The organism is Bacillus sp. ATD, assembly GCF_050585765.1.
Lineage (GTDB): Bacteria > Bacillota > Bacilli > Bacillales > Bacillaceae > Bacillus > Bacillus stercoris.
This window is the reverse complement of record NZ_JBOBQH010000006.1, coordinates 49,396-71,828: the sequence shown is the minus strand read 5'-3', so window position 1 is coordinate 71,828 and position 22,433 is coordinate 49,396. Positions and strand designations below refer to the sequence as shown.

General features: G+C 46.9%; 20 protein-coding genes and 1 pseudogene. 15 read left to right on the top strand and 6 right to left on the bottom strand.

What is annotated here, in order from left to right:
* Positions 1-7 precede the first annotated feature (7 nt).
* The 9 genes from ACQXR1_RS14660 (at position 8) to ACQXR1_RS14620 (ending at position 9,779) form a co-directional block, all read left to right on the top strand.
* Positions 8-757 (top strand): amino acid ABC transporter ATP-binding protein, encoded by a 750-nt coding sequence (locus ACQXR1_RS14660; protein ID WP_040081292.1) that lies wholly within the window; start codon positions 8-10, stop codon positions 755-757.
* Positions 758-773: 16 nt separating this feature from the next.
* Positions 774-1,916, top strand: coding sequence for an N-acetyl-sulfur-metabolite deacetylase SndB (gene sndB, locus ACQXR1_RS14655; RefSeq protein ID WP_430772394.1), 1,143 nt, complete (start codon positions 774-776; stop codon positions 1,914-1,916).
* Complete coding sequence (locus ACQXR1_RS14650; RefSeq protein WP_430772393.1) at positions 1,913-3,250, top strand: MmgE/PrpD family protein; 1,338 nt, start codon at positions 1,913-1,915, stop codon at positions 3,248-3,250. The genes sndB and ACQXR1_RS14650 overlap by 4 nt, the downstream gene beginning before the upstream one ends.
* Before the next feature lie 70 nt (positions 3,251-3,320).
* Entirely contained in the window at positions 3,321-4,433 is a 1,113-nt protein-coding gene (eutH, locus tag ACQXR1_RS14645; protein ID WP_430772392.1) for an ethanolamine utilization protein EutH, read from the top strand.
* A 72-nt stretch (positions 4,434-4,505) separates the two neighbouring features.
* Entirely contained in the window at positions 4,506-5,333 is an 828-nt protein-coding gene (locus ACQXR1_RS14640; RefSeq protein ID WP_430772391.1) for a DUF1206 domain-containing protein, read from the top strand.
* A gap of 133 nt (positions 5,334-5,466) precedes the next feature.
* Positions 5,467-6,408 (top strand): DNA-binding transcriptional repressor DeoR, encoded by a 942-nt coding sequence (gene deoR / locus ACQXR1_RS14635; protein WP_227099130.1) that lies wholly within the window; start codon positions 5,467-5,469, stop codon positions 6,406-6,408.
* Between the two features lie 105 nt (positions 6,409-6,513).
* The gene (gene deoC, locus ACQXR1_RS14630; RefSeq protein WP_040081299.1) at positions 6,514-7,185 is read left to right on the top strand and encodes a deoxyribose-phosphate aldolase; all 672 of its coding nucleotides are present in this window, start codon (positions 6,514-6,516) and stop codon (positions 7,183-7,185) included.
* Between the two features lie 81 nt (positions 7,186-7,266).
* Positions 7,267-8,448 (top strand): nucleoside permease NupC, encoded by a 1,182-nt coding sequence (nupC, locus tag ACQXR1_RS14625; protein ID WP_003244143.1) that lies wholly within the window; start codon positions 7,267-7,269, stop codon positions 8,446-8,448.
* Between the two features lie 29 nt (positions 8,449-8,477).
* Positions 8,478-9,779: a pyrimidine-nucleoside phosphorylase gene (locus ACQXR1_RS14620; RefSeq protein ID WP_014665986.1), complete on the top strand. Its 1,302-nt coding sequence runs from the start codon at positions 8,478-8,480 to the stop codon at positions 9,777-9,779.
* A gap of 44 nt (positions 9,780-9,823) precedes the next feature.
* Here the strand turns inward: ACQXR1_RS14620 and ACQXR1_RS14615 are convergent, their stop codons facing one another.
* The 6 genes from ACQXR1_RS14615 to hutP all read right to left on the bottom strand — a co-directional run bounded on the left by ACQXR1_RS14615 (position 9,824) and on the right by hutP (position 17,297).
* Positions 9,824-11,251, bottom strand: coding sequence for an amino acid permease (locus ACQXR1_RS14615; protein WP_430772390.1), 1,428 nt, complete (start codon positions 11,249-11,251; stop codon positions 9,824-9,826).
* A 75-nt stretch (positions 11,252-11,326) separates the two neighbouring features.
* Positions 11,327-12,286, bottom strand: coding sequence for a formimidoylglutamase (gene hutG / locus ACQXR1_RS14610; protein ID WP_069838376.1), 960 nt, complete (start codon positions 12,284-12,286; stop codon positions 11,327-11,329).
* Entirely contained in the window at positions 12,279-13,544 is a 1,266-nt protein-coding gene (gene hutI, locus ACQXR1_RS14605) for an imidazolonepropionase (RefSeq protein ID WP_430772389.1), read from the bottom strand. Before hutI ends, hutG begins: the two co-directional genes overlap by 8 nt.
* Positions 13,545-13,556: 12 nt before the next feature.
* Positions 13,557-15,215, bottom strand: coding sequence for a urocanate hydratase (gene hutU, locus ACQXR1_RS14600; RefSeq protein ID WP_069838378.1), 1,659 nt, complete (start codon positions 15,213-15,215; stop codon positions 13,557-13,559).
* Positions 15,212-16,738, bottom strand: coding sequence for a histidine ammonia-lyase (gene hutH / locus ACQXR1_RS14595; protein WP_071581944.1), 1,527 nt, complete (start codon positions 16,736-16,738; stop codon positions 15,212-15,214). The genes hutU and hutH overlap by 4 nt, the downstream gene beginning before the upstream one ends.
* Positions 16,739-16,850: 112 nt before the next feature.
* Positions 16,851-17,297, bottom strand: coding sequence for a hut operon transcriptional regulator HutP (gene hutP, locus ACQXR1_RS14590; RefSeq protein WP_430772388.1), 447 nt, complete (start codon positions 17,295-17,297; stop codon positions 16,851-16,853).
* A 287-nt stretch (positions 17,298-17,584) separates the two neighbouring features.
* On the opposite strand from hutP, the pseudogene ACQXR1_RS14585 reads away from it, so the two are divergent.
* The 6 genes and pseudogenes from ACQXR1_RS14585 to yxxD form a co-directional block, all read left to right on the top strand.
* A pseudogene (locus ACQXR1_RS14585) lies at positions 17,585-17,711 on the top strand (hypothetical protein); the annotation flags it as partial.
* Between the two features lie 161 nt (positions 17,712-17,872).
* Positions 17,873-19,282 carry an arabinan endo-1,5-alpha-L-arabinosidase AbnB gene (gene abnB, locus ACQXR1_RS14580; protein WP_430772387.1) on the top strand — a complete coding sequence of 470 codons (1,410 nt, stop codon included), beginning with the start codon at positions 17,873-17,875 and terminating at the stop codon, positions 19,280-19,282.
* A 306-nt stretch (positions 19,283-19,588) separates the two neighbouring features.
* Positions 19,589-19,954, top strand: a complete 366-nt coding sequence (locus ACQXR1_RS14575; protein ID WP_430772386.1) for a YwqH-like family protein — start codon at positions 19,589-19,591, stop codon at positions 19,952-19,954.
* A gap of 11 nt (positions 19,955-19,965) precedes the next feature.
* Positions 19,966-20,235 carry a YwqI/YxiC family protein gene (locus tag ACQXR1_RS14570; protein WP_014481382.1) on the top strand — a complete coding sequence of 90 codons (270 nt, stop codon included), beginning with the start codon at positions 19,966-19,968 and terminating at the stop codon, positions 20,233-20,235.
* A 19-nt stretch (positions 20,236-20,254) separates the two neighbouring features.
* Positions 20,255-21,964 carry an LXG family T7SS effector ribonuclease toxin YxiD gene (gene yxiD, locus ACQXR1_RS14565; RefSeq protein WP_430772385.1) on the top strand — a complete coding sequence of 570 codons (1,710 nt, stop codon included), beginning with the start codon at positions 20,255-20,257 and terminating at the stop codon, positions 21,962-21,964.
* Positions 21,961-22,404, top strand: coding sequence for a type II toxin-antitoxin system antitoxin YxxD (gene yxxD / locus ACQXR1_RS14560; RefSeq protein ID WP_326275006.1), 444 nt, complete (start codon positions 21,961-21,963; stop codon positions 22,402-22,404). The genes yxiD and yxxD overlap by 4 nt, the downstream gene beginning before the upstream one ends.
* The last annotated feature ends 29 nt before the right edge of the window (positions 22,405-22,433 follow it).

The following is a 22,433-nucleotide window of genomic DNA, read 5'->3' as shown; positions in this document are numbered from 1 at the left end:
AAATCAGTTGATAACAGTAAAAAATATTCGCAAAGCGTTTAAAGATCTCGTCGTGCTAGATGGAATCGATCTAGAAGTGAAGCGCGGAGAAGTGGTGGCGATCATCGGTCCGTCCGGTTCCGGAAAATCAACGCTTCTCCGGTGCTTGAATCTATTAGAACGTCCGGATCAAGGCCTCATTGAAATCGGAGAAGCCAAACTGAACGCGGAAAAATTTACACGCAAAGAAGCACACCGGCTTCGCCAGCAAACGGCCATGGTTTTTCAAAACTACAATCTGTTTAAAAATAAAACGGCTTTGCAAAACATTACAGAAGCTTTAATTGTGGCTCAACACAAATCACGCGACGAAGCGAAACGTATTGGAATGGAGATTCTGAAACAAGTCGGTCTGGAGCATAAGGCTGACAGCTATCCGATCACAATGTCAGGCGGCCAGCAGCAGCGAATTGGCATCGCTCGGGCGCTTGCGGTCAATCCGCATGCGATCTTGCTGGATGAACCAACGTCAGCACTTGACCCTGAGCTCGTCGCAGGGGTGCTTCAGGTCATCAAATCCATTGCGGAAAAACAAACAACGATGATCATCGTGACACACGAAATGGCGTTTGCAAAAGAGGTCGCTGATCAAGTGATTTTTATGGCAGACGGCCATATTATCGAACAGGGAACGCCAGAAGAACTGTTTGACCATCCAAAGAACGAACGGACAAAACGGTTTATCAAGCAGGTGGGAGAGCCTGCAGAGATTATATAAGAAGGGGAGAAGAACAATGGCCGACAAAACGTTTCATACCCGTTTAATCAATATGCGGCGTGATCTTCATGAACATCCTGAACTGTCATTTCAAGAGATTGAAACGACGAAAAAAATCCGCCGCTGGCTTGAGGAGGAGCAAATCGAAATACTGGACGTTCCTCAATTGGAGACTGGTGTGATTGCGGAAATCAAAGGACGGGAAGACGGCCCCGTGATAGCGATACGGGCGGACATTGACGCGCTCCCGATCCAAGAACAGACGAATCTCCCATTTGCATCTAAGGTTGATGGCACAATGCATGCGTGCGGGCACGATTTTCATACTGCTTCTATTATTGGCACAGCGATTTTGCTGAATCAAAGAAGGGCAGAGCTGAAAGGTACAGTCCGCTTTATCTTTCAGCCGGCCGAAGAAATTGCCGCGGGAGCAAGAAAGGTCATAGAAGCTGGCGTGCTTGATGGTGTTTCCGCCATTTTCGGCATGCACAATAAGCCGGATCTGCCTGTTGGGACCATTGGTGTAAAGGAAGGTCCGTTAATGGCAAGTGTTGACCGGTTTGAGATCGTCATCAAAGGAAAAGGCGGTCACGCCGGCATCCCGAATAACAGTATTGATCCAATCGCTGCCGCAGGACAAATCATCAGCGGGTTGCAATCTGTGGTCAGCCGCAACATCAGCTCACTGCAAAACGCAGTCGTCAGTATCACAAGAGTACAGGCGGGGACGTCGTGGAACGTGATTCCAGATCAAGCTGAAATGGAGGGAACGGTTCGAACCTTTCAAAAAGAAGCAAGGCAGGCTGTTCCGGAGCATATGAAACGGGTGGCTGAAGGAATTGCAGCGGGCTATGGGGCACAAGCCGAAATCAAATGGTTTCCTTATTTGCCTTCCGTTCAGAATGACGGCACCTTTTTCAATGCAGCATCCGAAGCTGCGGCACGGCTTGGCTATCAAACCGTTCACGCTGAGCAGTCTCCGGGCGGAGAAGACTTCGCTCTGTATCAAGAGAAGATCCCGGGATTTTTTGTCTGGATGGGAACGAACGGAACGGAGGAGTGGCACCATCCGGCCTTTACCCTGGATGAAGAAGCCCTTACGGTTGCCTCTCACTACTTTGCGGAGCTGGCAGTTATTGTATTGGAGACCATCAAATGAGCAAACAAGGGCTGACAGCAGGTCTTGCAGAGGCTGTGAGAACGTCACAGCCGGAGCATTCAGTTGACGCGATTCGCGAAGCAAAAAAAGGATTACTTGATTTTACTGCCGCTTCATTTGCAGGAAGAGAAGATAAAGGCATTCAAAAGCTCCTCCGTCTGATAGAGGATGAAGGAGGCCTGCCCCTTGTTCCTCTTATCGGACAAGGCAAAAAGGCCGCGCCATTACAATCCGCGATGCTCAATGGGTTTATCGCTCATGCATTGGATTTTGATGATGTCCACTCCGATGTAAGAGGGCATCCCAGTGCGGTCATCGTGCCTGCTCTTATTGCTTCTGCCGCTCGCGGACATGACGAGCGGCTTCTTGGCGCTTATGTTGTTGGTGTTGAAGTAATGGCACGGCTGGGCGAATCAATTGGCAGCCGCCACTATGAAAAGGGCTGGCATAATACAGGAACGCTTGGTGCGATTGCTGCCGCCTGCGCCGTAGGTTATGCTGAGGGACTGCCTCAGAAAGAGTTGGAAAAAGCGATTGGTTTTGCGGCTACGCAATCTGCTGGGATGAGGGTACAATTTGGAACAGAAATGAAACCGCTGCACGCCGGTCTGGCGGCTCAGGCTGGCTTGATGGCCGTTAAGCTGGCCCAATCAGAATTTGGCGGGTCCCGTACTGCACTTGATGGAGAAACTGGTTTTTTCAATCTGTACGGTGATTTGGAAAAAGCACAACACACTTTGCTATACGATTGGGGCGCACCGTGGAGAATCGTAAAGCCGGGCCTATGGTTTAAAATCTATCCATTTTGTTCCGCGGCACACCATGCTGCAGACGCGGTACGAAAGCTTATCTCTGAAGAATCCATTTCTGCTGCCAATACCGAGCGGATTGAAGTAGTTTTTCCGCCAGGCGGAGATGCTGCATTGACGGAACGATCTCCGAAAACTGGAGAGGAAGGCCGTTTCAGCGTTGAATATGTGATTGCTCTTGCTTTACATGGACACGAGCTGACCGTTGAACATTTCAACAGCCAGCCGATCCCAAGCGGAGTTCAAACGACAATTGGGCGAATTCAGCGAGTATATGACAATGCTATTCAGCCGGCTCCACATGCCGTTCCGAAAGGCCGTTTCACGATTGTCCGGGCCTATTTATCAGACGGCCGGATTTGCGAAGCGCGTGTGGACTGTCCAAAAGGGGCTCCGGGAAATGAGCTGTCGGAAGAAGACATAAAAGAAAAATTGAGAGTAACGGTTCCGCAGGAAAAAGCGCGACGCATTATAACAGCCGTTGAAAAAGCCGATATCAAAGAATTTTTAGCTCATATTGAATAAGATTCAGCTCTATTCGATGATTTCAGATGATATGATAAAACCAATCATACGTTTGAAAAAGGAGAAAACCATGACGGTGAATGACGCGGTTGTATTCATTTTGGCTGCCTTTTTACTATGGGGAGCGGCGGATTATTGTTTGGGAAACAGATGGGGGCTAGGCGAGCGGTTTGCGGACGGCTTCAAGGCTATGGGGCCGCTGGCGCTGTCCATGATCGGTATTGTGTCACTGGCGCCCGTGCTGGCGGCAATCCTGATTCCCATTGTTTCTCCGGTTTACACAGCGATTGGCGCGGATCCTTCTTCCTTTGCGAACACCATTTTGGCGATTGATATGGGAGGATATGCGCTGGCCGGAGAAATGGCGAAAGATCCGCAGGCCGGGCTGTTTTCATGGGTGTTTTTAGGAACAATGATGGGACCGGCAATCGTCTTCACGATTCCCGTCGCTCTTGGCATCATCGAAAAAGAGGACCATCCGTATTTTGCGAAAGGCATATTAATCGGGCTGTGCACAGTGCCGATCGGTTGTTTCACCGGCGGATTATGCGCGGGCTTTGACATCGGCATGATAGGTAAAAACCTTCTGATCCCGAGTCTGTTATCTGCTGTGACCGCTTTTGGGTTATGGAGGTATACCGACAGTATGATTCAGTTGTTTCATCTCTTCGGGAAAGCGGTCAGTGTGGTTGCGATTATCGGGCTTGCGGCTGTCTCCGTTGAAACGCTGACAGGCATTGTGCTGATTCCGGGAATGGAGAATGTCGAGACAGGGATACAAACGACAGGGACCATCGCCATTGCTCTGGCAGGGGCGTTTCCGATGGCGGCTTTTATTACAAAAACCTTTAAAAAACCGCTTCAGGCTCTGGGTAAATGCCTTCATTTAGATGAGACAGCAACAGCAGGCTTGGTGACCTCTTTGGCGCATCATATCCTGATGCTGGCTTCATTAAAGGATATGACGCCGAGAGGAAAGGTCATCAATGTTGCGTTTGCGGTCAGCGGCGCCTTTGTACTCGGCAGCCATCTCGGTTTTGTAGCCGGAATGAAAAAAGAAATGGCGGCGGCCATGATCATTGGGAAATTAGCAGGCGGAGTCACAGCTGCCGCAGCGGCTGCTTGGATGACACCTGCACAATCAACTAAACAGCAAAAACGTATCTCAGCCAGCCATAGCTGAGGCAGAAGCTGTTTCAACTTTGTCCAATCGGGAATGTTACAGTAAAGATTTCTGTGAAAGAGGGTTGGACACATGGCGGTGAAAGACCGGTACATGTCAAAAATAAAACAGGAAACCAAGCCTTGGATCAAACGATTCGGGAGGCTTGGTTATTTTGCATTCGGCGGCGTTTTTATTCTGCTTGGGGTTTTGGCTTTTATGACGGCTGCCGGGGCAGGCCGCGCCAAAGATTCGAGCGGAGCTCTCCAAACGCTATCACGCATGCCGTATGGGTCACTATTGCTTTTTTTAATAGGCATCGGCCTTATCGGCTATGTAATCTGGATGGTGTTAAGTGCGATCAAGGACACGGAGGGGCACGGAAACAGCAGGCGAGGCCTGTCACGGAGAATAGGAAACTTTTTCAGTGCCGCCGTTTATACATCCATCGCTTGGAATGCCTTGCGATTTGTGTTTGGCCAAGGGGACGGCGGCACTTCAGAACAGACGTGGTCCGCTTATGTATTGGCGCAGCCATTCGGCCAATGGCTCACAGGGCTTACGGGTGCGGGTTTTATCGTATTTGCGATTGTTCAATTTATGAAAGGCGTTCGGGCTGCTTTTATGAAAGAATTCGATACATCAAAAATGAACAAACAGATGATATGCATTACGAAAAACACTGGACGCGCAGGCAATATCGCCCGGGCCATTATTTTCTCGGCTATCGGCTATTTTCTCATCAAAACAGCCATGACCGCTGATCCCGACGACACAAGAGGCTTTGACGGCGCGCTCGCCGAACTCGCGCAGCAGCCGCATGGCAAATTGATTCTGTCTATATTGGCTTTAGGCCTGATCTTATATGGAATGTATGCCATTATGAAAGGCATTTATCAGCACATGACATGGGAGGAGTGAGCTCTGGGCAGGTCCGCGCCAAGGGCGTTTTTCAGTTTCTCAGAAATCAGGTGGATGAAAGCTGGCGCCAGCCTGTATAATAAAAGCAAATAAAAGCAGTTTTCATCAGGACTGATCCACAAGGAGGTGCGGAATGGATCGGGAAAAACAACAATTAAGCATAGAAGCGGCAAGGCTTTACTATCAGTCTGACTACAGTCAGCAGCAAATTGCTGAGCAGCTCAACATTTCAAGGCCAACCGTTTCCCGGCTGCTGCAATATGCAAAGGAAAAAGGCTATGTCCAGATTCGCGTCATGGACCCTTTTGAGGATTTGGATGCGCTCGGTTCCATGCTTGAAGAGAAATATGGTCTCCTCGAGGCTCATGTTGTGTTTTCCCCGACACCCGATTATGCAGGAATTACACATGACCTAAGCCGCTATGGTGCAGAATATATGCATGAAACGGTAAAAGACGGCGACATTGTCGGCGTCAGCTGGGGAACCACCATGTATCAAATCGCGCAAAACATGCAGCCGAAGCAGGTAAAAGGCGTCGAGGTCGTCCAGCTGAAAGGCGGTATCAGCCACTCGCGGGTGAACACGTATTCCGCTGAAACAATTCAGCTGTTTGCGGAGGCTTTTCAAACGATGCCGCGCTATCTCCCGCTTCCCGTCGTATTTGATAATGCGGATGTGAAGCGAATGGTAGAGAAAGACCGTCATATTGAGCGGATCATTGAAATGGGCAAGCAGGCGAATATCGCTCTCTTCACGGTGGGCACTGTCCGTGACGAAGCGCTGTTGTTTCGGCTCGGATATTTTAACGAAGAAGAGAAAGCCCTGCTGAAAAAACAGGCCGTTGGGGATATTTGTTCACGCTTTTTTGATGCGAAAGGGAATATTTGCAGCAGTGCTATTAATGACCGGACCATCGGTGTTGAGCTTGAAGACCTCAGACTGAAGGAACGCTCGATTTTAGTGGCCGGCGGAAGCAGAAAAGTATCTTCCATTCACGGAGCATTAAACGGAAAATATGCCAATGTTTTAATCATTGACCAGCATACTGCAAGGGTGCTTGTTAATGATTTGTGACACGTTCAAACCGTTCGCTGAACAAAATTTCAATTACCAATTTACATATGTTCAAAAGTCGGTTATGCTAAAAAATATCTTAACAAAAAAGGAAGTGTGCGAAGGATGTCATTAGCTAACATAATTGATCATACAGCTTTGAAACCGCATACACAAAAAGCGGAAATTCTAAAACTTATTGAAGAAGCGAAAACATACAAGTTTGCTTCAGTATGTGTCAATCCGACATGGGTGGCGCTTGCTGCGAAAGAGCTCAAGGGAACTGGAGTCGACGTTTGTACGGTCATCGGCTTCCCGCTCGGTGCCAATACAACTGAAACAAAAGCGTTCGAAACAAAAGACGCGATTTCAAAAGGCGCCACTGAAGTGGACATGGTCATTAACATTGCCGCTTTGAAAGACAAAGAAGACGATGTGGTGGAAGCGGATATCCGCGGTGTAGTGGAAGCTGCTGCCGGAAAAGCGCTTGTCAAAGTCATTATCGAAACATGCCTTCTGACCGATGAAGAAAAAGAACGTGCGTGCCGTTTAGCGGTGTCTGCGGGAGCGGACTTCGTGAAAACATCAACAGGCTTCTCTACAGGCGGCGCAACGAAGGAAGATATCGCCTTAATGCGCAAAACAGTAGGTCCTGATATCGGCGTGAAAGCATCTGGCGGAATCAGAACGAAAGAAGATGTAGACACAATGGTTGAGGCTGGAGCAAGCCGAATCGGCGCCAGCGCAGGCGTTTCCATCGTAAAAGGAGAAAACGCATCAAGCGGGGACAACTATTAAAAAGCTGACGGAAGGCAGACTGCTTTCCGTTTTCTGAGGAAACAGTGATTGTAAGCGAATACAAATAAAGGAGAAACACATATGAAGTATTTGATTGGGATTATCGGTTTAATCGTGTTTTTAGGCCTCGCGTGGATCGCGAGCAGCGGCAAAAAAAGAATTAAGATCCGCCCAATTGTTGTTATGCTCATCTTGCAATTTATCCTTGGCTACATTCTCCTCAATACCGGGATAGGGAATTTCCTCGTAGGAGGATTTGCAAAAGGATTCGGTTACCTGCTTGAATACGCGGCAGAGGGAATCAACTTTGTGTTTGGCGGTTTGGTGAATGCGGACCAAACGACATTCTTTATGAATGTTCTCTTGCCGATCGTGTTTATTTCCGCTCTGATCGGGATTCTGCAAAAGTGGAAAGTCCTCCCGTTTATTATTAGATATATCGGCCTTGCCCTCAGCAAGGTAAACGGTATGGGAAGATTGGAATCGTATAACGCAGTGGCTTCTGCGATTTTAGGTCAGTCGGAAGTATTTATCTCCTTGAAGAAAGAACTCGGTCTTTTAAATCAGCAGCGCTTGTACACGCTTTGTGCATCTGCGATGTCCACTGTATCAATGTCGATTGTCGGCGCGTATATGACAATGCTGAAACCGGAATATGTTGTAACAGCGCTTGTTTTGAACTTATTCGGCGGTTTCATTATCGCTTCTATTATCAATCCGTACGAGGTTGCAAAAGAAGAGGATATGCTTCGTGTTGAGGAAGAAGAAAAACAATCCTTCTTCGAAGTGCTCGGAGAATACATCCTTGACGGTTTCAAAGTAGCGGTTGTCGTCGCTGCGATGCTGATTGGATTTGTCGCGATTATCGCCTTGATCAATGGCATTTTTAATGCAGTATTCGGTATTTCGTTCCAAGGCATTCTTGGATATGTGTTTGCTCCATTCGCTTTTCTTGTGGGTATCCCATGGAATGAAGCTGTTAATGCGGGAAGCATTATGGCAACAAAAATGGTGTCGAATGAATTTGTCGCCATGACGTCGCTTACGCAAAATGGTTTCCATTTCAGTGGCCGTACAACAGCAATCGTATCGGTATTCCTTGTGTCATTTGCGAACTTCTCCTCAATCGGAATCATTGCCGGTGCCGTAAAAGGACTGAATGAAAAGCAAGGAAATGTCGTCGCTCGTTTCGGCTTGAAATTATTATACGGTGCTACGCTTGTCAGCTTTTTATCAGCAGCAATTGTGGGCTTGATTTACTGAACTTAATCGAAAAGGATCGGTGACCAAACATGAGAATGGTAGATATCATCATCAAAAAACAAAACGGAAAAGAACTCACCACTGAAGAAATTCAATTTTTCGTGAACGGCTATACGGACGGAAGCATTCCTGATTATCAGGCAAGCGCGCTTGCTATGGCGATTTTCTTCCAGGATATGAGTGACCGTGAACGCGCGGACTTGACGATGGCTATGGTGAACTCCGGTGAAACGATTGATCTTTCTGCCATTGAAGGAATTAAAGTGGATAAACACTCCACCGGCGGCGTCGGCGACACGACAACGCTCGTTCTCGCCCCGCTAGTTGCGGCTCTTGATGTGCCGGTTGCCAAAATGTCTGGCCGCGGCCTCGGCCATACGGGCGGCACGATTGATAAGTTAGAGGCAATCGCCGGCTTCCACGTGGAGCTGACGAAGGATGAATTTATTAAGCTTGTGAACCGCGACAAGGTTGCGGTCATCGGCCAAAGCGGCAATTTAACGCCGGCTGATAAAAAACTGTACGCGCTTCGTGACGTAACGGGAACGGTCAATTCCATTCCGCTCATTGCAAGTTCGATTATGAGTAAAAAAATCGCTGCCGGGGCGGACGCCATCGTGCTTGACGTAAAAACGGGAGCGGGGGCCTTCATGAAAACAGAAGAAGACGCAGCTGAACTTGCCAAAGCCATGGTACGCATCGGAAATAACGTCGGCCGCCAAACAATGGCTGTTATTTCAGACATGTCCCAGCCGCTTGGCTTTGCGATCGGAAACGCGCTTGAAGTCAAAGAAGCGATCGACACGCTCAAAGGTGAGGGGCCTGAGGATCTTCATGAGCTTGTCTTAACGCTCGGCAGCCAGATGGTTGTGCTTGCGAAAAAAGCCGACACATTGGACGAAGCGAGAGCGAAGCTGGAAGAAGTCATGAAAAACGGCAAAGCGCTTGAGAAGTTCAAGGATTTCCTGAAAAACCAAGGCGGCGACAGCTCAATTGTTGACGATCCGTCTAAGCTTCCGCAAGCGGCATATCAAATTGATGTACCTGCGAAAGAAGCGGGTGTCGTCTCCGAAATCGTCGCGGACGAAATTGGCGTCGCAGCAATGCTGCTAGGTGCCGGACGCGCCACGAAAGAAGACGAAATTGATTTAGCCGTCGGCATCATGCTCCGCAAAAAGGTCGGCGACAAAGTAGAAAAAGGCGAACCGCTCGTGACGCTTTACGCCAACCGCGAAAACGTCGATGAAGTCATCGCAAAAGTCTATGACAACATCCGCCTCGCCGCGGAAGCGAAGGCGCCGAAGCTGATCCATACGTTGATTACAGAGTAAAAAATAAAGCACATCCCATGCTGAGCGGGGGTGTGCTTTTTTGATTATAGGATGTGATCAGCCGGATATTCCTCTTGGCTGATTTTTTTCATTTTTGAAACATTTCTTTTGAAATGGTAGATGAGATAGCAAAGGATGATACAAGGAATTCCGCAGAAAAGTGCGATTCTTTGATTAGGATCAAAAGCAAGACCGATACAAGAAGCTGAACATAATAAGAGAGCGGCTATAGGCATAAGAGGATAAAGCGGCGTGCGAAATGTCAGGTCTTTTACATTTCCCCCTTTTTTCAGAAACCTCTTTCGAAACAAGAGCTGGGACAAGGCAATGCTCATCCAGACCACGACTCCTGCAAATCCAGCAATTGCAACCATCACCACATAGACAGTTCCGGGGGCCGCGATACTGGAAATGAGAGATAAACAAGATACAGCCATACTGATCATTAAGGCATTTAAAGGAATACCTTTCGATGTGACTTTCTTAAAACGGGAGCTGATCATATTTTCATTTGCTAACGACCACATCATACGGGTCGAAGCATATAAGCCTGAGTTGGCGACAGACAGCAAGGCTGTTAATATCACGAAATTCATAATGTCCGCGGCGTAAGGGATTCCGATCTCCGCAAATACGGCGACAAACGGGCTTTCAATCACGCCTGCGTCCTGCCACGAAATTAGCCCGGATAAGACGAAGACAGCGCCAATGAAAAAAATGACTGTTCTCCATGCGACATTACGGATGGATCGCGGAATATCCTTTTGAGGATTTGCTGATTCTCCTGCTGTAACGCCGATTAACTCTGTACCGGAAAAGGCGAAGCTCACAGATATCATCGCGATAAAAACGGCGAGAAAGCCATTCGGAAACAGCCCGCCATGGTCTGTGAAATTCGACAGCATAGGAGCATCCGCCATCCCGTTTAAAGAGATCAGGCCAAACATGGCGGCTCCTCCTAAAATGATAAATAAAATAATAGTGACAATCTTTACGCTGGAAAACCAGAATTCAGTTTCCGCAAATAACTTAACTGAAAATGCGTTGCATACGAAAAGAAGAGCCGCAAAAATCGCACTCCACATCCACACACTGCTGTCCGGGAACCAGCGCTGCATGAGAATACCGGATGCGGTAAACTCAGAACCTACCGTCACCACCCAATTGATCCAGTACATAATGCCGACCATAAACCCGGTTGATGGGCCGATGAATGTTGTCGCATATTTTTGAAAAGAGCCGGTTACCGGCATGGCAACCGACAATTCGCCGAGACATTGCATGACGAGGTACATCATCAACCCGCCGATTACATAAGCGAGTATCGTACCGCCGGGTCCGGCTTGATGAAGCGTATAGCCTGTACTGAGAAAAAGTCCTGTGCCTATGACGCCTCCCAATGAGATCATAAATAAGTGCCTGCTTTTCATTGTGCGTTTTAGCTGTTGGCCGCTGTTCTCCTGAAGATTCACTGTCTCGCCCTCCTTTTAGCTGCCATTCATTAGGCAGATGAGTTTCTCATACCCAAAATACAACCTGCCAGAAGATCACTTGAATGGGGAGAGTTTCATTCCTTTTAATGCGTGTAACAGAACATGGGCTGCAGCTCTGCTTGTCATATCTCGAAAATCAAGGGTAGGATCAACTTCAACGATTTCAATCCCGGCGACATTGGGCTGTTGTGCGATGAACTTGACGGCTTCAAGCAACTCATCTGTATAGAGACCGCCCGGCCCAATCGCTGGACAGCCGGGTGCATGGGACTGGTCTAAGACATCCATGTCAACAGATATAAAAATGAAATCTGTTCTTTTTTGAACGGCAGGCAAAATCTCTTTTATCGTTGGGAGTAGTCCTTTTTCCCGGATCATGCCCATCGTGTGAATGTTCACGTTATGTTTTTTGGCATAAGCTTCATAGGCCTGACTGTTGCTGAATTCTCTGATACCCAGCTGGATCAAATGTTGGCCCTCAATAATCTCTTCATCCAAAAGGCGGCGGAAGGGAGTGCCGTTTGTCGGCCCCCCGTCCTCCGTATTGCGGACATCATGATGGGCATCAAATTGAATCACAGCTGTCGTTCCTTTTGTTTGTGCTATCGCTTTTATGGTGGAGTAGCTGATCGAGTTATCTCCCCCGAGTACGAGCGGCACCCAATCCGGATGGTCCGAAAGCAGAGCGTGCATGGTTTGGAAAATGTGATGATGCGACTTTACGATATCAGTGACATGAATATCGATATCCCCCAGATCATATAGAAGATCTGATACGACGTGCTCTCCAAGCTCAGCAGAATAGGCTGATGAATGTTTCAGAGCCTGACGTATTGTTCCGGGTGCAAAGGAAGCGCCGGAATGACTGATGGATGATTTTGATAGGGGGACACCTATCAATGCCGGTCCCTTAATGTCTTGGCCGTCCCATGCTGCGATGAGGTCACTCATTTTTGTGACATCCCGGTCCTTAAACGAATACCCGGCTTCTCTAAGAAAAGGGTACTTATCCAAGAATGGCTCCCTCCCTGTTGACAACAATTGTTCCGTTTTTCATGACTTGATGTACATGGTTGACTCCGTAGTGATACGGAATATACATATAGTTCGAGGCTTGCCAAATGACAAGATCAGCTGAGCGGCCAGCTTTGAGCTGACCGGCTTCTTCTCCTTTTCCTATGGCATATGCGGCATTGACAGTGACCGCGTGCCATATTTCTTCTGCTGTCATCTTCAAATGAAGCGCGGCAATCGACATGATCAGCTGGATATTTTCAGTCGGCGAGCTGCCAGGGTTAAAATCCGTTGCCAAGCTGATACATACCCCTTCATCAATCATAGCTCTTGCCCTGGCGTATGTGCTTTTGCCAAGATAAAATGTCGTGCCCGGCAAGAGGACGGCGATCGTTCCTGCCTCAGCCAATTTCTTTATGCCTTCGTCCGATGCACCTACCAAATGGTCGGCTGAGACGGCCTTTAGCTCACCTGCTAATTCAGCACCTCCAAGCGGATCGATTTCATCTGCGTGTATTTTTAATCCGAAGCCTGCCTCAGCTGCTTTTTGTAAATAACGGCGGGATTGGCTGACTGTAAAAACGCCTGTTTCTGTAAAGATATCAGCGAAGCTGGCGAGTTCCAGCTCTTTGATTTCCGGCAAAAGGGAAAGCATTTGATCCAGAAATTGATCTGGATCGTTTTGATATTCGGGAGGAATCGCATGGGCTCCCATAAATGTGGAGACAAGGTCAACAGGCTGGCTTTCATGCAGTTTCTTTGCGACACGCAACTGTTTGAGCTCTGTCTCTTTTTCCAAGCCGTAGCCACTTTTCACTTCTGCTGTGGTTGTGCCGTAGGACAGCATTCTTTGCAGATGAAAATGGGCTTTTTGCAGCAGCTCTTCTTCTGAAGCCGCCCTGGTATCCTTGACTGTAGACAGAATCCCGCCGCCCTGCGCCAGAATATCCAAATATGAAATGCCCTGAAGCTTAAGGTTCATCTCCTTTTCACGAGATCCGCCAAATACAAGATGGGTGTGCGGATCAACGAGGCCAGGCGTTACAAGGCGTCCCGAACAGTCAATGATTTCGTCTGCCTCGTAACCGGCTTCAGCCCCTTTTTGTCCGGCGAACACAATTTTCTGTTCATGGATGCCGACAACAGCGTCTTCGATCACATGAAGATCCTGCATGCTTTTGCCTGCCCGCGGACCGCTGCTTTCCATCGTCAAAAGCTGACCGATGTTGATGAGAATCGTATCAATTTGCTTTGGCATGTCATCACTCCTTTATTTTTGCATCGGCACGATAATGTCCTGTTCCTTCGCTACTTCAACGGCACGTTCATAACCCGCATCCGCATGACGGATAATGCCCATTCCTGGGTCGCTCGTTAAGACCCGCGCGAGCCGCTCGTCAGCCAGCTCACTTCCATCGGCCACTGCAACCATGCCGGCATGAAGGGAATAGCCCATTCCGACGCCGCCGCCATGGTGGAAGGAAACCCAGCTTGCACCCGCCGCCGTGTTGACAAGCGCATTTAGCACAGCCCAATCACCGACAGCGTCACTTCCGTCCTTCATCGCTTCTGTTTCCCGGTTTGGAGAGGCGACAGACCCGCAGTCCAAATGATCTCTCCCAATAACGACAGGCGCTTTTAGCTCCCCGGTTCTAACCAGCTCGTTAATGGCGAGGCCCATCTTTTTTCGTTCTCCATATCCAAGCCAGCAGATACGGGACGGCAAGCCTTGGAAGGTGACTTTTTCCTGTGCCATATCAATCCAGCGGTGAAGGGCTTTATTTGTCGGGAACAGCTCTTTTAATAACGCATCCGTACGGTAAATATCTGCCGGATCTCCGGAAAGCGCCGCCCAACGGAACGGCCCTTTTCCTTCACAGAATAGGGGGCGGATGTAGGCAGGGACAAACCCCGGAAAATCGAAGGCATTCTCCAGCCCTTCATCCTTTGCGACTTGCCGGATATTGTTGCCGTAGTCAAATACAATAGAGCCCTTTTGTTGAAAGGCCAGCATGGCTTCGACATGTTTTTTCATGCTTTGCTTCGCAAGGCGCACGTAAAGATCTGGATTGTCTTGACGCAAACGGTCAGCTTCAGCAAGTGAATAGCCCTCGGGAACATAACCGATTAAAGGGTCATGGGCAGATGTCTGATCGGTCACAATATCAATTTTGACACCTCGGTTCAAAAGTGTGTGATGCACCTCAGCCGCATTTCCGAGAAGCGCAATGGACAAAGGTTTTCCTGCCAATTTTGCCTCTTCAGCCCACGCTAAGGCTTCCTCAATCGATGCTGTTTTTCGATCGCAGTATTTTGTTTCGATCCGCTTGTCGATACGTTTCTCATCAACCTCGACGGCGATGACGACGCCTTCATTCATCGTGACAGACAGCGGCTGGGCGCCTCCCATTCCGCCGAGACCCGCTGTCAGCGTCAATGTTCCTTTTAAGCTGCCTCCGAAGTGCTGTCGCGCGAGCTCAGCAAAGGTTTCATAGGTTCCTTGCAATATGCCTTGTGAACCAATGTAAATCCAGCTGCCAGCCGTCATCTGTCCGTACATCATTAACCCTTTTTTCTCAAGCTCGTGGAAATGCTCCCAGTCTGCCCACTTCGGAACAAGAACGGAATTTGCTAAGAGCACGCGCGGGGCCTGCGGGTGTGTACGGAACATGCCAACGGGCTTTCCGGATTGCACGAGCAATGTTTCATCATTTTTTAGTGTTTTCAAGGAATGCTCAATGGCGTGAAAAGCGTCCCAATCCCGTGCGGCTTTGCCAATGCCGCCATATACGATGAGATCCTCTGGCTTCTCGGCGACTTCCGGATCAAGGTTGTTTCGAAGCATCCGAAGCACCGCCTCTTGCTCCCACCCTAAGCATTCAAGCTCTGTTCCTCTGTTGGCACGGATTGATTTTTTTACATCAGTCATATGTTCATCCCCCTTAGTTCTTCATTCTGATGATCAGGTAATAAAGATTCTTTCTTCAGCCAGTCAGTCAAGCGTTCAATGTCATAGGAAAAAACACGGTCCTGCTGAATGGACGGCACGACTTTTCTCATTTCCTGAAAAAGCTGTTTCGTATAGGACGCTGCATGTTCTATGCCTCTGTATTCAACCGCCTGCAATGCGCAAATCGCTTCAATCGCAATGACTCTCCTTGTATTTGCGATCACCTGATAAGCATGCCGAGCGGCGATGGTTCCCATGCTGACATGGTCTTCTTGGTTTGCGGATGACGGAATAGAATCCACACTTGCAGGATGGGCCAGTGTTTTATTTTCAGAAACGAGTGAGGCCGCGGCATACTGCATGATCATTGCACCGGATTGCAGACCGGGATGAGGGCTTAGGAACGGCGGCAGGTCATTCAGCTGCGGATTCACAAGTCGTTCGATCCTGCGCTCTGCGATATTCGCAAGCTCTGATATTGCGATTTTTAGAAAATCCATGGCAAAGGCGATCGGCTGTCCGTGAAAGTTTCCGCCGGAAATCACTTTGTCACCATCATTGAAAATAAGAGGATTGTCCGTAGCGGCGTTCATTTCAATCTCTAATTTTTCTTTAACATAGCCTAGCGTCTGCCAAGTTGCACCGTGTACCTGCGGGATACAGCGCAATGAATAGGCATCCTGCACCCGCAGTTCTCCCTGGGAGGTTATGAGGCCGCTGTCAGATAGATAAAAGCGAATTCGTTCTGCGACATCAATCTGCTCCTGATAGCCGCGGGCTAAGTGAATATCCTCGTCAAATGCATCGATAATTCCCCGCAAGCCTTCAATCGTTAAGCTGGCAATTCGCTCTGTTTGATAGGCTAGTTTCTCAGCTTCAATGTAGGCGACCACTCCCATTGCAGTCATAGCCTGAGTCCCGTTAATCAAGGCAAGCCCTTCCTTGGATGTCAGCGTTACCGGCTGAATACCGGCTTTTTTCAAGCCTGTCGTTGCCGGCATTCTTTCTCCCTCAAAAAAGACCTCTCCTTGCCCGATCAGCGCAAGCGCCAGGTGGGAAAGCGGCGCTAAATCTCCGCTTGCGCCAAGTGATCCCTGCTGGGGAATGACAGGATGGACGCGTTTATTTAAAAAAGCAAGCAACTGTTCGATTAGCTCAGCGCGTACACCGGAAAAGCCTTTTAACAGCGCATTGGCGCGCAAAAGCAACATTGCCCTGGACACACACTCGGGAAAAGGATCGCCGACACCGCAGGCATGAGAGAGGATTAAATTCAGCTGCAGCGCCGCCGAGTCTTCTTTCTGAATCAGGACATCGCTGAATTTGCCAAATCCGGTGTTGATGCCGTAGATTGTCTTTTCGTCACGTACAATCCGTTCCACTGCCGCTCTGCTTTTTTTCACGCGCTCCATACTTTCCTCGGAAGCCGCTGCCTTCTCAAAATCAAACAGCACACGAGCGACGTCGGCTGTTGTCAATGAAGAACCGTCTAAAGTCACCATAAGCCCAACTCCTTTTTCTTTACTTCGGTAAAGCGCCCATACAAAAAGGAGCTATGCTGTGAACATCTGTTTTCACGCATAGCCCCCTATCGTCTAAAATCTATGGGCTGTTTCATATGTGATTAATTCCAACACCGAATGTCTCGTGCTCAAGACCTTTAATCGGCGCCCCGATTGTTCCGTAAAGCGAGACAGCAATCCAATCGCCTTCCGCTTCACTTTCATAAGGATTTCCCCTCAAAACAGCAAACCTCAAGCCCACCGTCCGAAGCAGTGATCCAAGCAGCATTTCACCTCTGGTCACGCCGTGCAAGGCCTCCATCGTCGCATGATAAAGCGCGTGTGACTCCCGATAACCCTCAGATTGAATGACACCGCTCTTTTTGGAAGCGGTTTCAATTGCGGCTACTACTTTATGCGCTTCCATTGATCCTACCTTGCCGAGACAGACCTTCCATCCATCTCGCTCCAGCTCCTCGACCTGTGTACGCTCTTCCGCCTCATTCAGCAACAGAAGAACAGACAGCCGTCCGATCCGACGCTCTTTGTGCAGTGTCATATGAATCACTCAATTCCTAAAAATTCTGATAACTATTAACTGAGTATTATATTAATTGGTTCAGCAGCAGAAGTCAAAAGGTTTTTTACAGTCTTTAACAAGTTAGATTGCTATTGTGATAGCGAGACGCAGACACGATATCCAGACAGGAGGCAAGCGCCGCTGTCTTACTCTCAATATGCATTTACTACGTCGTATTTTTCGCAAGGCATTTTCTAAAGAGCCAGCCAACTGCCTCAGGTGTTGACGGGCAATCAGCCATCATCTTAAAAAACGCCGACAACGAAATGGCTGTATCACAATCGATGCAAAACCTGACAAAGCAGTTATTACATGTACGCGAATGAAAACAGAGTGATGAAAGAAGGAGAAACAGCAAAAGAGTTGAACTATGAAGGAGAGGATATGCAAGCAGCAGTTCTGCGCAAGACTGACAGACATCAGTCTGACTATGTAAGAGAAATCACCTATCTGTTTGAATATGAAAACATTCGGCTGTTTTTAATAGGCGGGGTATTTTCATAGTGAAATGTAAGCGTTTAAAATTTAATAAAAAAGAGAGGCGAATTGTTTAGATGTTCAACCGATTGTTCCGTGTATGTTTTCTTGCAGCTCTTATCATGGCCTTCACCCTCCCAAACTCCGCCAATGCACAAAAACCTATATTTAAAGAAGTCAGCGTCCATGACCCTTCCATCATTGAAACAAACGGCACCTTTTATGTTTTTGGATCTCATCTCGCTTCAGCAAAAACAAATGACCTCATGCAATGGCAGCAGCTGACCACCAGCGTAAGCAATGACAACCCACTGATTCCGAATGTCTATAAAGAATTAAAAGAAACCTTCGAATGGGCGCAATCCGATACTCTTTGGGCGGCTGACGTCACGCAGCTGGCGGACGGCAAATACTACATGTACTACAACGCCTGCCGGGGCGACTCGCCTAGGTCCGCCATGGGTGTTGCCGTCGCTGACAACATCGAAGGGCCATACAAAAACAAAGGCATCTTTTTGAAATCAGGCATGGAAGGCACAAGCAGCGATGGAACCCCGTATGACGCAACTAAACACCCGAATGTCGTCGACCCGCATACCTTCTTTGATAAAGACGGCAAGCTGTGGATGGTGTACGGATCATACTCAGGCGGCATTTTCATACTTGAAATGAATCCGAAAACGGGCTTCCCGCTTCCTGGACAGGGATACGGGAAAAAACTGCTCGGCGGAAACCACAGCAGAATCGAAGGCCCGTATGTTCTCTACAATCCAGACACCCAATACTACTACTTATACCTGTCATTCGGCGGTCTCGATGCAACAGGCGGCTATAACATCCGTGTGGCCCGCTCCAAGAAACCGGACGGTCCTTACTATGATGCAGAAGGCAATCCAATGCTCGACGTCCGCGGCAAAGAAGGCACATTCTTCGACGACCGCTCCATCGAACCATATGGCGTCAAACTCATGGGCAGCTACACTTTTGAAACAGAAAATGAAAAAGGCACCGGGTATGTTTCACCAGGCCACAACTCCGCATACTATGACCAGAAAACCGGGCGTTCCTATTTAATCTTCCACACCCGCTTCCCGGGCAGAGGTGAAGAACACGAAGTCAGAGTCCACCAATTGTTCATGAACAAAGACGGCTGGCCGGTAGCAGCGCCATATCGTTACGCAGGCGAAACATTGAAAGAAGTAAAACAAAAAGACATCACAGGAACGTACAAACTCATCCAGCACGGAAAAGACATCTCAGCCGACATCAAAAAAACCATCAACATCCAGCTCAACAAAAACCACACCATTTCCGGGGAAATGACCGGAACATGGAAGAAAACCGGAAAAAACACAGCTGAGATCACATTAGCGGGCAAGAAGTATAACGGGGTATTTTTACGCCAGTGGGATTCGGTGAGAGAGAAGAACGTGATGACGTTTAGTGTGTTGAATGGCAGCGGTGAGGCTGTTTGGGGATCTAAATAAGATGGAGAAACGCCTTCGAGGGAAGGCGTTTTTTTATGATTATTATTGACTAATAGTAATAGTTAAGCACGAGGGGGGAATGTAAATGTTAGTGAGAAGAAAGACCTGAACGAAAAGTCCCTGTTGTGATTATTAGCCCTCTTGTGAAATCGTAAAAACTGTATTTTTAGCAAATTAGAACCGCTATAACTCCCCATAAGACAAACCTTTTTACCTATTTATCCAATATGACCCATCATGTAATATGAAAATAGTCTGTATTGTAAAGAATTGACACAGTTTGATAGAAACACGAGGTGTTGCGGCATGCATAGTGAAATGTTGTTACATTCGGTAAAAGCCGACTTACATGAAAAGCAGGAACAGATCCATCAATTAAAACGAGTGCTGCACGAAATTAGGCAAATCAAACACGATTTCTCTGAGGCCCAGCATCTCATTCACCGGCCTCATCTTCACCGGGAGGCATGGAGAGGAACACATGCGGAGCGGTTTGAAGATATTCGTGAAGGAATGAACAAAGCATATCAGCAAATCAAAAGCGATCAAGTCAGCGGAATCATCGAAAGCATAGAAGGAAAAATCGATTCATTAGAGGGCGATGTGTATTCTATAAGACGCCAAATCACGAGGATAGAGCATGAAATAGAGAAGGAAAAACATAAAAAGTGAGGTGAGCACAAATGGCACAGGAAATTAAAATGGTCTATGGCACAGTGAAGCAAGGGCTTTCTCAGCTTAAGAATTCAGCTGAACTCAAATCCTCCTTGCCCGGTCATCTCTCAGGCAGAAACCATTTGAATGTTGTGAAGTCCATCGAGCAATTAAATGAGGACATCAAAGAGCTCACTGAAGCATATGCGTCCGTTCTGGCCAAGCATATTGCACAAACGGAAAGTGCAGTAAATGCCATGAAGGAAACGGATGAAAACATATCATCTTCCATGAAATAAAGCGCGGGAGGACAAGGGATTGAAAACATTAGATGTCCACGCTCTTCACGAGGGCATTCAGCATACGATTGAGAAACTGGACAAGCAAAAACAGCAGCTGGAGAAGCTGGAAAAAAGCGTTGAGCATCTGGCAGGCATGAAGGATGCGCTGAAAGGAAAAGGCGGAGATGCCATCCGGACCTTTTACGAGGAGTGCCACAAGCCTTTTCTCCTTTTCTTTGGCATGTTTATCGACGAATACAAAAAAGTGCTGAAACAAACACAGCATGCGATTTCCTCTGTAGAATCTGACTCTCACGGCATGATCGCAGAGGCTTTTCTCTCACATGATGCGAGACATGGGGTCAAGCATGCACGAGAAGTGACAGAGCATCTCACAGACGCAGTCAATCGCCAGACATCAGCCATCGGCCACATCGTCAGCTTGCCGACAGTCAATGATACTTTTTTCCGAATGGAAACAGAACAGGCTGAGCGGCTGATTTCGGACACCCTGCATAAGCTCTTTCAATTTGACGGCCAGCAAACCCAAGCACTAGAAACCGCAAAATCAGATTTTCAAACGATGAAAAAATATATAGACCAGCTCGAAACCATGTACACTGGCCCAAAAATTGAAATCACAGGCTACAAAAGCGGCTCCATCCTGAAATCACAGGAAGAAGAAAACATCAACCAAACCTTCGGCGCGATTAACTCTCAAATGAAGCAGGCGGATGATTCTCCGATGGAGATGATGTTGAAGAAATTAGCCGAGAATGAAAAGTCAAAAGTGGATTCAGTTGTCAAAACGGGTCATTCTAAAAAGGTAAGTAAAAATATCATTGTTATTAATGGTAAAGTATATAATACGAGTGAACATAGAGAACATGTAAAAACTGATTTCTCAAATGCAGAGGTTAAGCAAGTCGTTTTTAATGATACACTTTATAATGTATATATATCAGGTAATAATATGAAACTTGAACCTGTCGTCTCGCTTTCGGACATTAAAGTGGATGAGAGCGGATATGTGAAATTGTTAGAGACAGCTGTAGATCTTACCGGTGTGAATGATCTTTTTAAGGCAGCCACGGGCAGAGATCCGGTATCAGGCGAAAAAGTCACAGGGAAAGACCGTGTTGTTGCCTCCATAAACTCAGTACCATTTGCCAAAATAGCTAAGTTAGAAAAGTTAATAGATATTAATAAACTTATTAATGATGGGAAAAAGGCTAAGAAGGCTTCGGAAGTTAAAAACGTTGCTAAGGATAAAGCGAAAATTGCGAATGATGTAAGTGGATCTGCTAATAAAATTAATTCTGATTTAATAAAAAAGTATGCTAGAGATATAGAACAACGCACAGGTAGAGAATTACCTAAAAATCAAATAGATAAATTAAAGGAAGCATTAAGAAATAAAGAATATAAAAAAATGTCACCAATAGAGACTGCAAAACACAGGACTAAATTTGATAAAGTAAAAAATAAAGTTATAAAAGAATGGGAAGAAAACACTGGACAAAAATGGCCTGTTTACAAGGAAAATGTTGTATCTAAAAAAACAGGTAAAATTATTAGAAAAAAAGGGGATAAGTATGATGCTCACCATATAATTGAGAATACTTTTGGCGGAGAACATGAATGGTGGAATATGCATCCAGCAAAATTTCCTAACGAGCATCAAGCTGGGATTCATGGTACAGGCTCACCAGCAAATGAATTATTTAAAGGAGGCAAAAAAAAATGAGTTATAATTTTATAAAAGCAAACAAAGAAAATGATTTTTATCCAGTGAATCAAAGTGAGATTGAAGAGGTTGAAAAAAACTTAAACTTAAAATTACCTAATGAATTAGTGAATTTTTATTTAGAAGTTGGCTATGGGTTTATTAAAGGATCAGAGTTTAATACTAATCGCATTTTGGATCCATATTCTGTAAGAGACTTTCGATTGAGGATAAATGACTTTGAATTTTATCCTGACATAGAAATATATGATGAGTTTGAGAATGATAAATTAATATTTTTTGAAGGTAGTGAATCGGCATTAATGTCAATTGAATTAAATGATAATAATGAAAATCCGATTTACTATTATGATATTCAAATTGCAACTTCTCTTACCGAGTTCTTAAGAAAAATAGAAGAGAATGATCAGTATTATCTTGATTTATTAGATGATGAATGATTTTAACATTATCCCATTACCGCTCCCTT

What these genes read in the sequence shown, in the direction of transcription:
- sndB (WP_430772394.1), top strand. Translation starts at nt 774, where the DNA reads ATGGCCGACAAAACGTTTCATACCCGTTTAATCAATATGCGGCGTGAT.
- ACQXR1_RS14650 (WP_430772393.1), top strand. Translation starts at nt 1,913, where the DNA reads ATGAGCAAACAAGGGCTGACAGCAGGTCTTGCAGAGGCTGTGAGAACG.
- eutH (WP_430772392.1), top strand. Translation starts at nt 3,321, where the DNA reads ATGACGGTGAATGACGCGGTTGTATTCATTTTGGCTGCCTTTTTACTA.
- ACQXR1_RS14640 (WP_430772391.1), top strand. Translation starts at nt 4,506, where the DNA reads ATGGCGGTGAAAGACCGGTACATGTCAAAAATAAAACAGGAAACCAAG.
- deoR (WP_227099130.1), top strand. Translation starts at nt 5,467, where the DNA reads ATGGATCGGGAAAAACAACAATTAAGCATAGAAGCGGCAAGGCTTTAC.
- deoC (WP_040081299.1), top strand. Translation starts at nt 6,514, where the DNA reads ATGTCATTAGCTAACATAATTGATCATACAGCTTTGAAACCGCATACA.
- nupC (WP_003244143.1), top strand. Translation starts at nt 7,267, where the DNA reads ATGAAGTATTTGATTGGGATTATCGGTTTAATCGTGTTTTTAGGCCTC.
- ACQXR1_RS14620 (WP_014665986.1), top strand. Translation starts at nt 8,478, where the DNA reads ATGAGAATGGTAGATATCATCATCAAAAAACAAAACGGAAAAGAACTC.
- hutI (WP_430772389.1), bottom strand. Translation starts at nt 13,544, where the DNA reads ATGCCAAAGCAAATTGATACGATTCTCATCAACATCGGTCAGCTTTTG.
- hutU (WP_069838378.1), bottom strand. Translation starts at nt 15,215, where the DNA reads ATGACTGATGTAAAAAAATCAATCCGTGCCAACAGAGGAACAGAGCTT.
- hutH (WP_071581944.1), bottom strand. Translation starts at nt 16,738, where the DNA reads ATGGTGACTTTAGACGGTTCTTCATTGACAACAGCCGACGTCGCTCGT.
- hutP (WP_430772388.1), bottom strand. Translation starts at nt 17,297, where the DNA reads ATGACACTGCACAAAGAGCGTCGGATCGGACGGCTGTCTGTTCTTCTG.
- abnB (WP_430772387.1), top strand. Translation starts at nt 17,873, where the DNA reads ATGTTCAACCGATTGTTCCGTGTATGTTTTCTTGCAGCTCTTATCATG.
- ACQXR1_RS14575 (WP_430772386.1), top strand. Translation starts at nt 19,589, where the DNA reads ATGCATAGTGAAATGTTGTTACATTCGGTAAAAGCCGACTTACATGAA.
- ACQXR1_RS14570 (WP_014481382.1), top strand. Translation starts at nt 19,966, where the DNA reads ATGGCACAGGAAATTAAAATGGTCTATGGCACAGTGAAGCAAGGGCTT.
- yxxD (WP_326275006.1), top strand. Translation starts at nt 21,961, where the DNA reads ATGAGTTATAATTTTATAAAAGCAAACAAAGAAAATGATTTTTATCCA.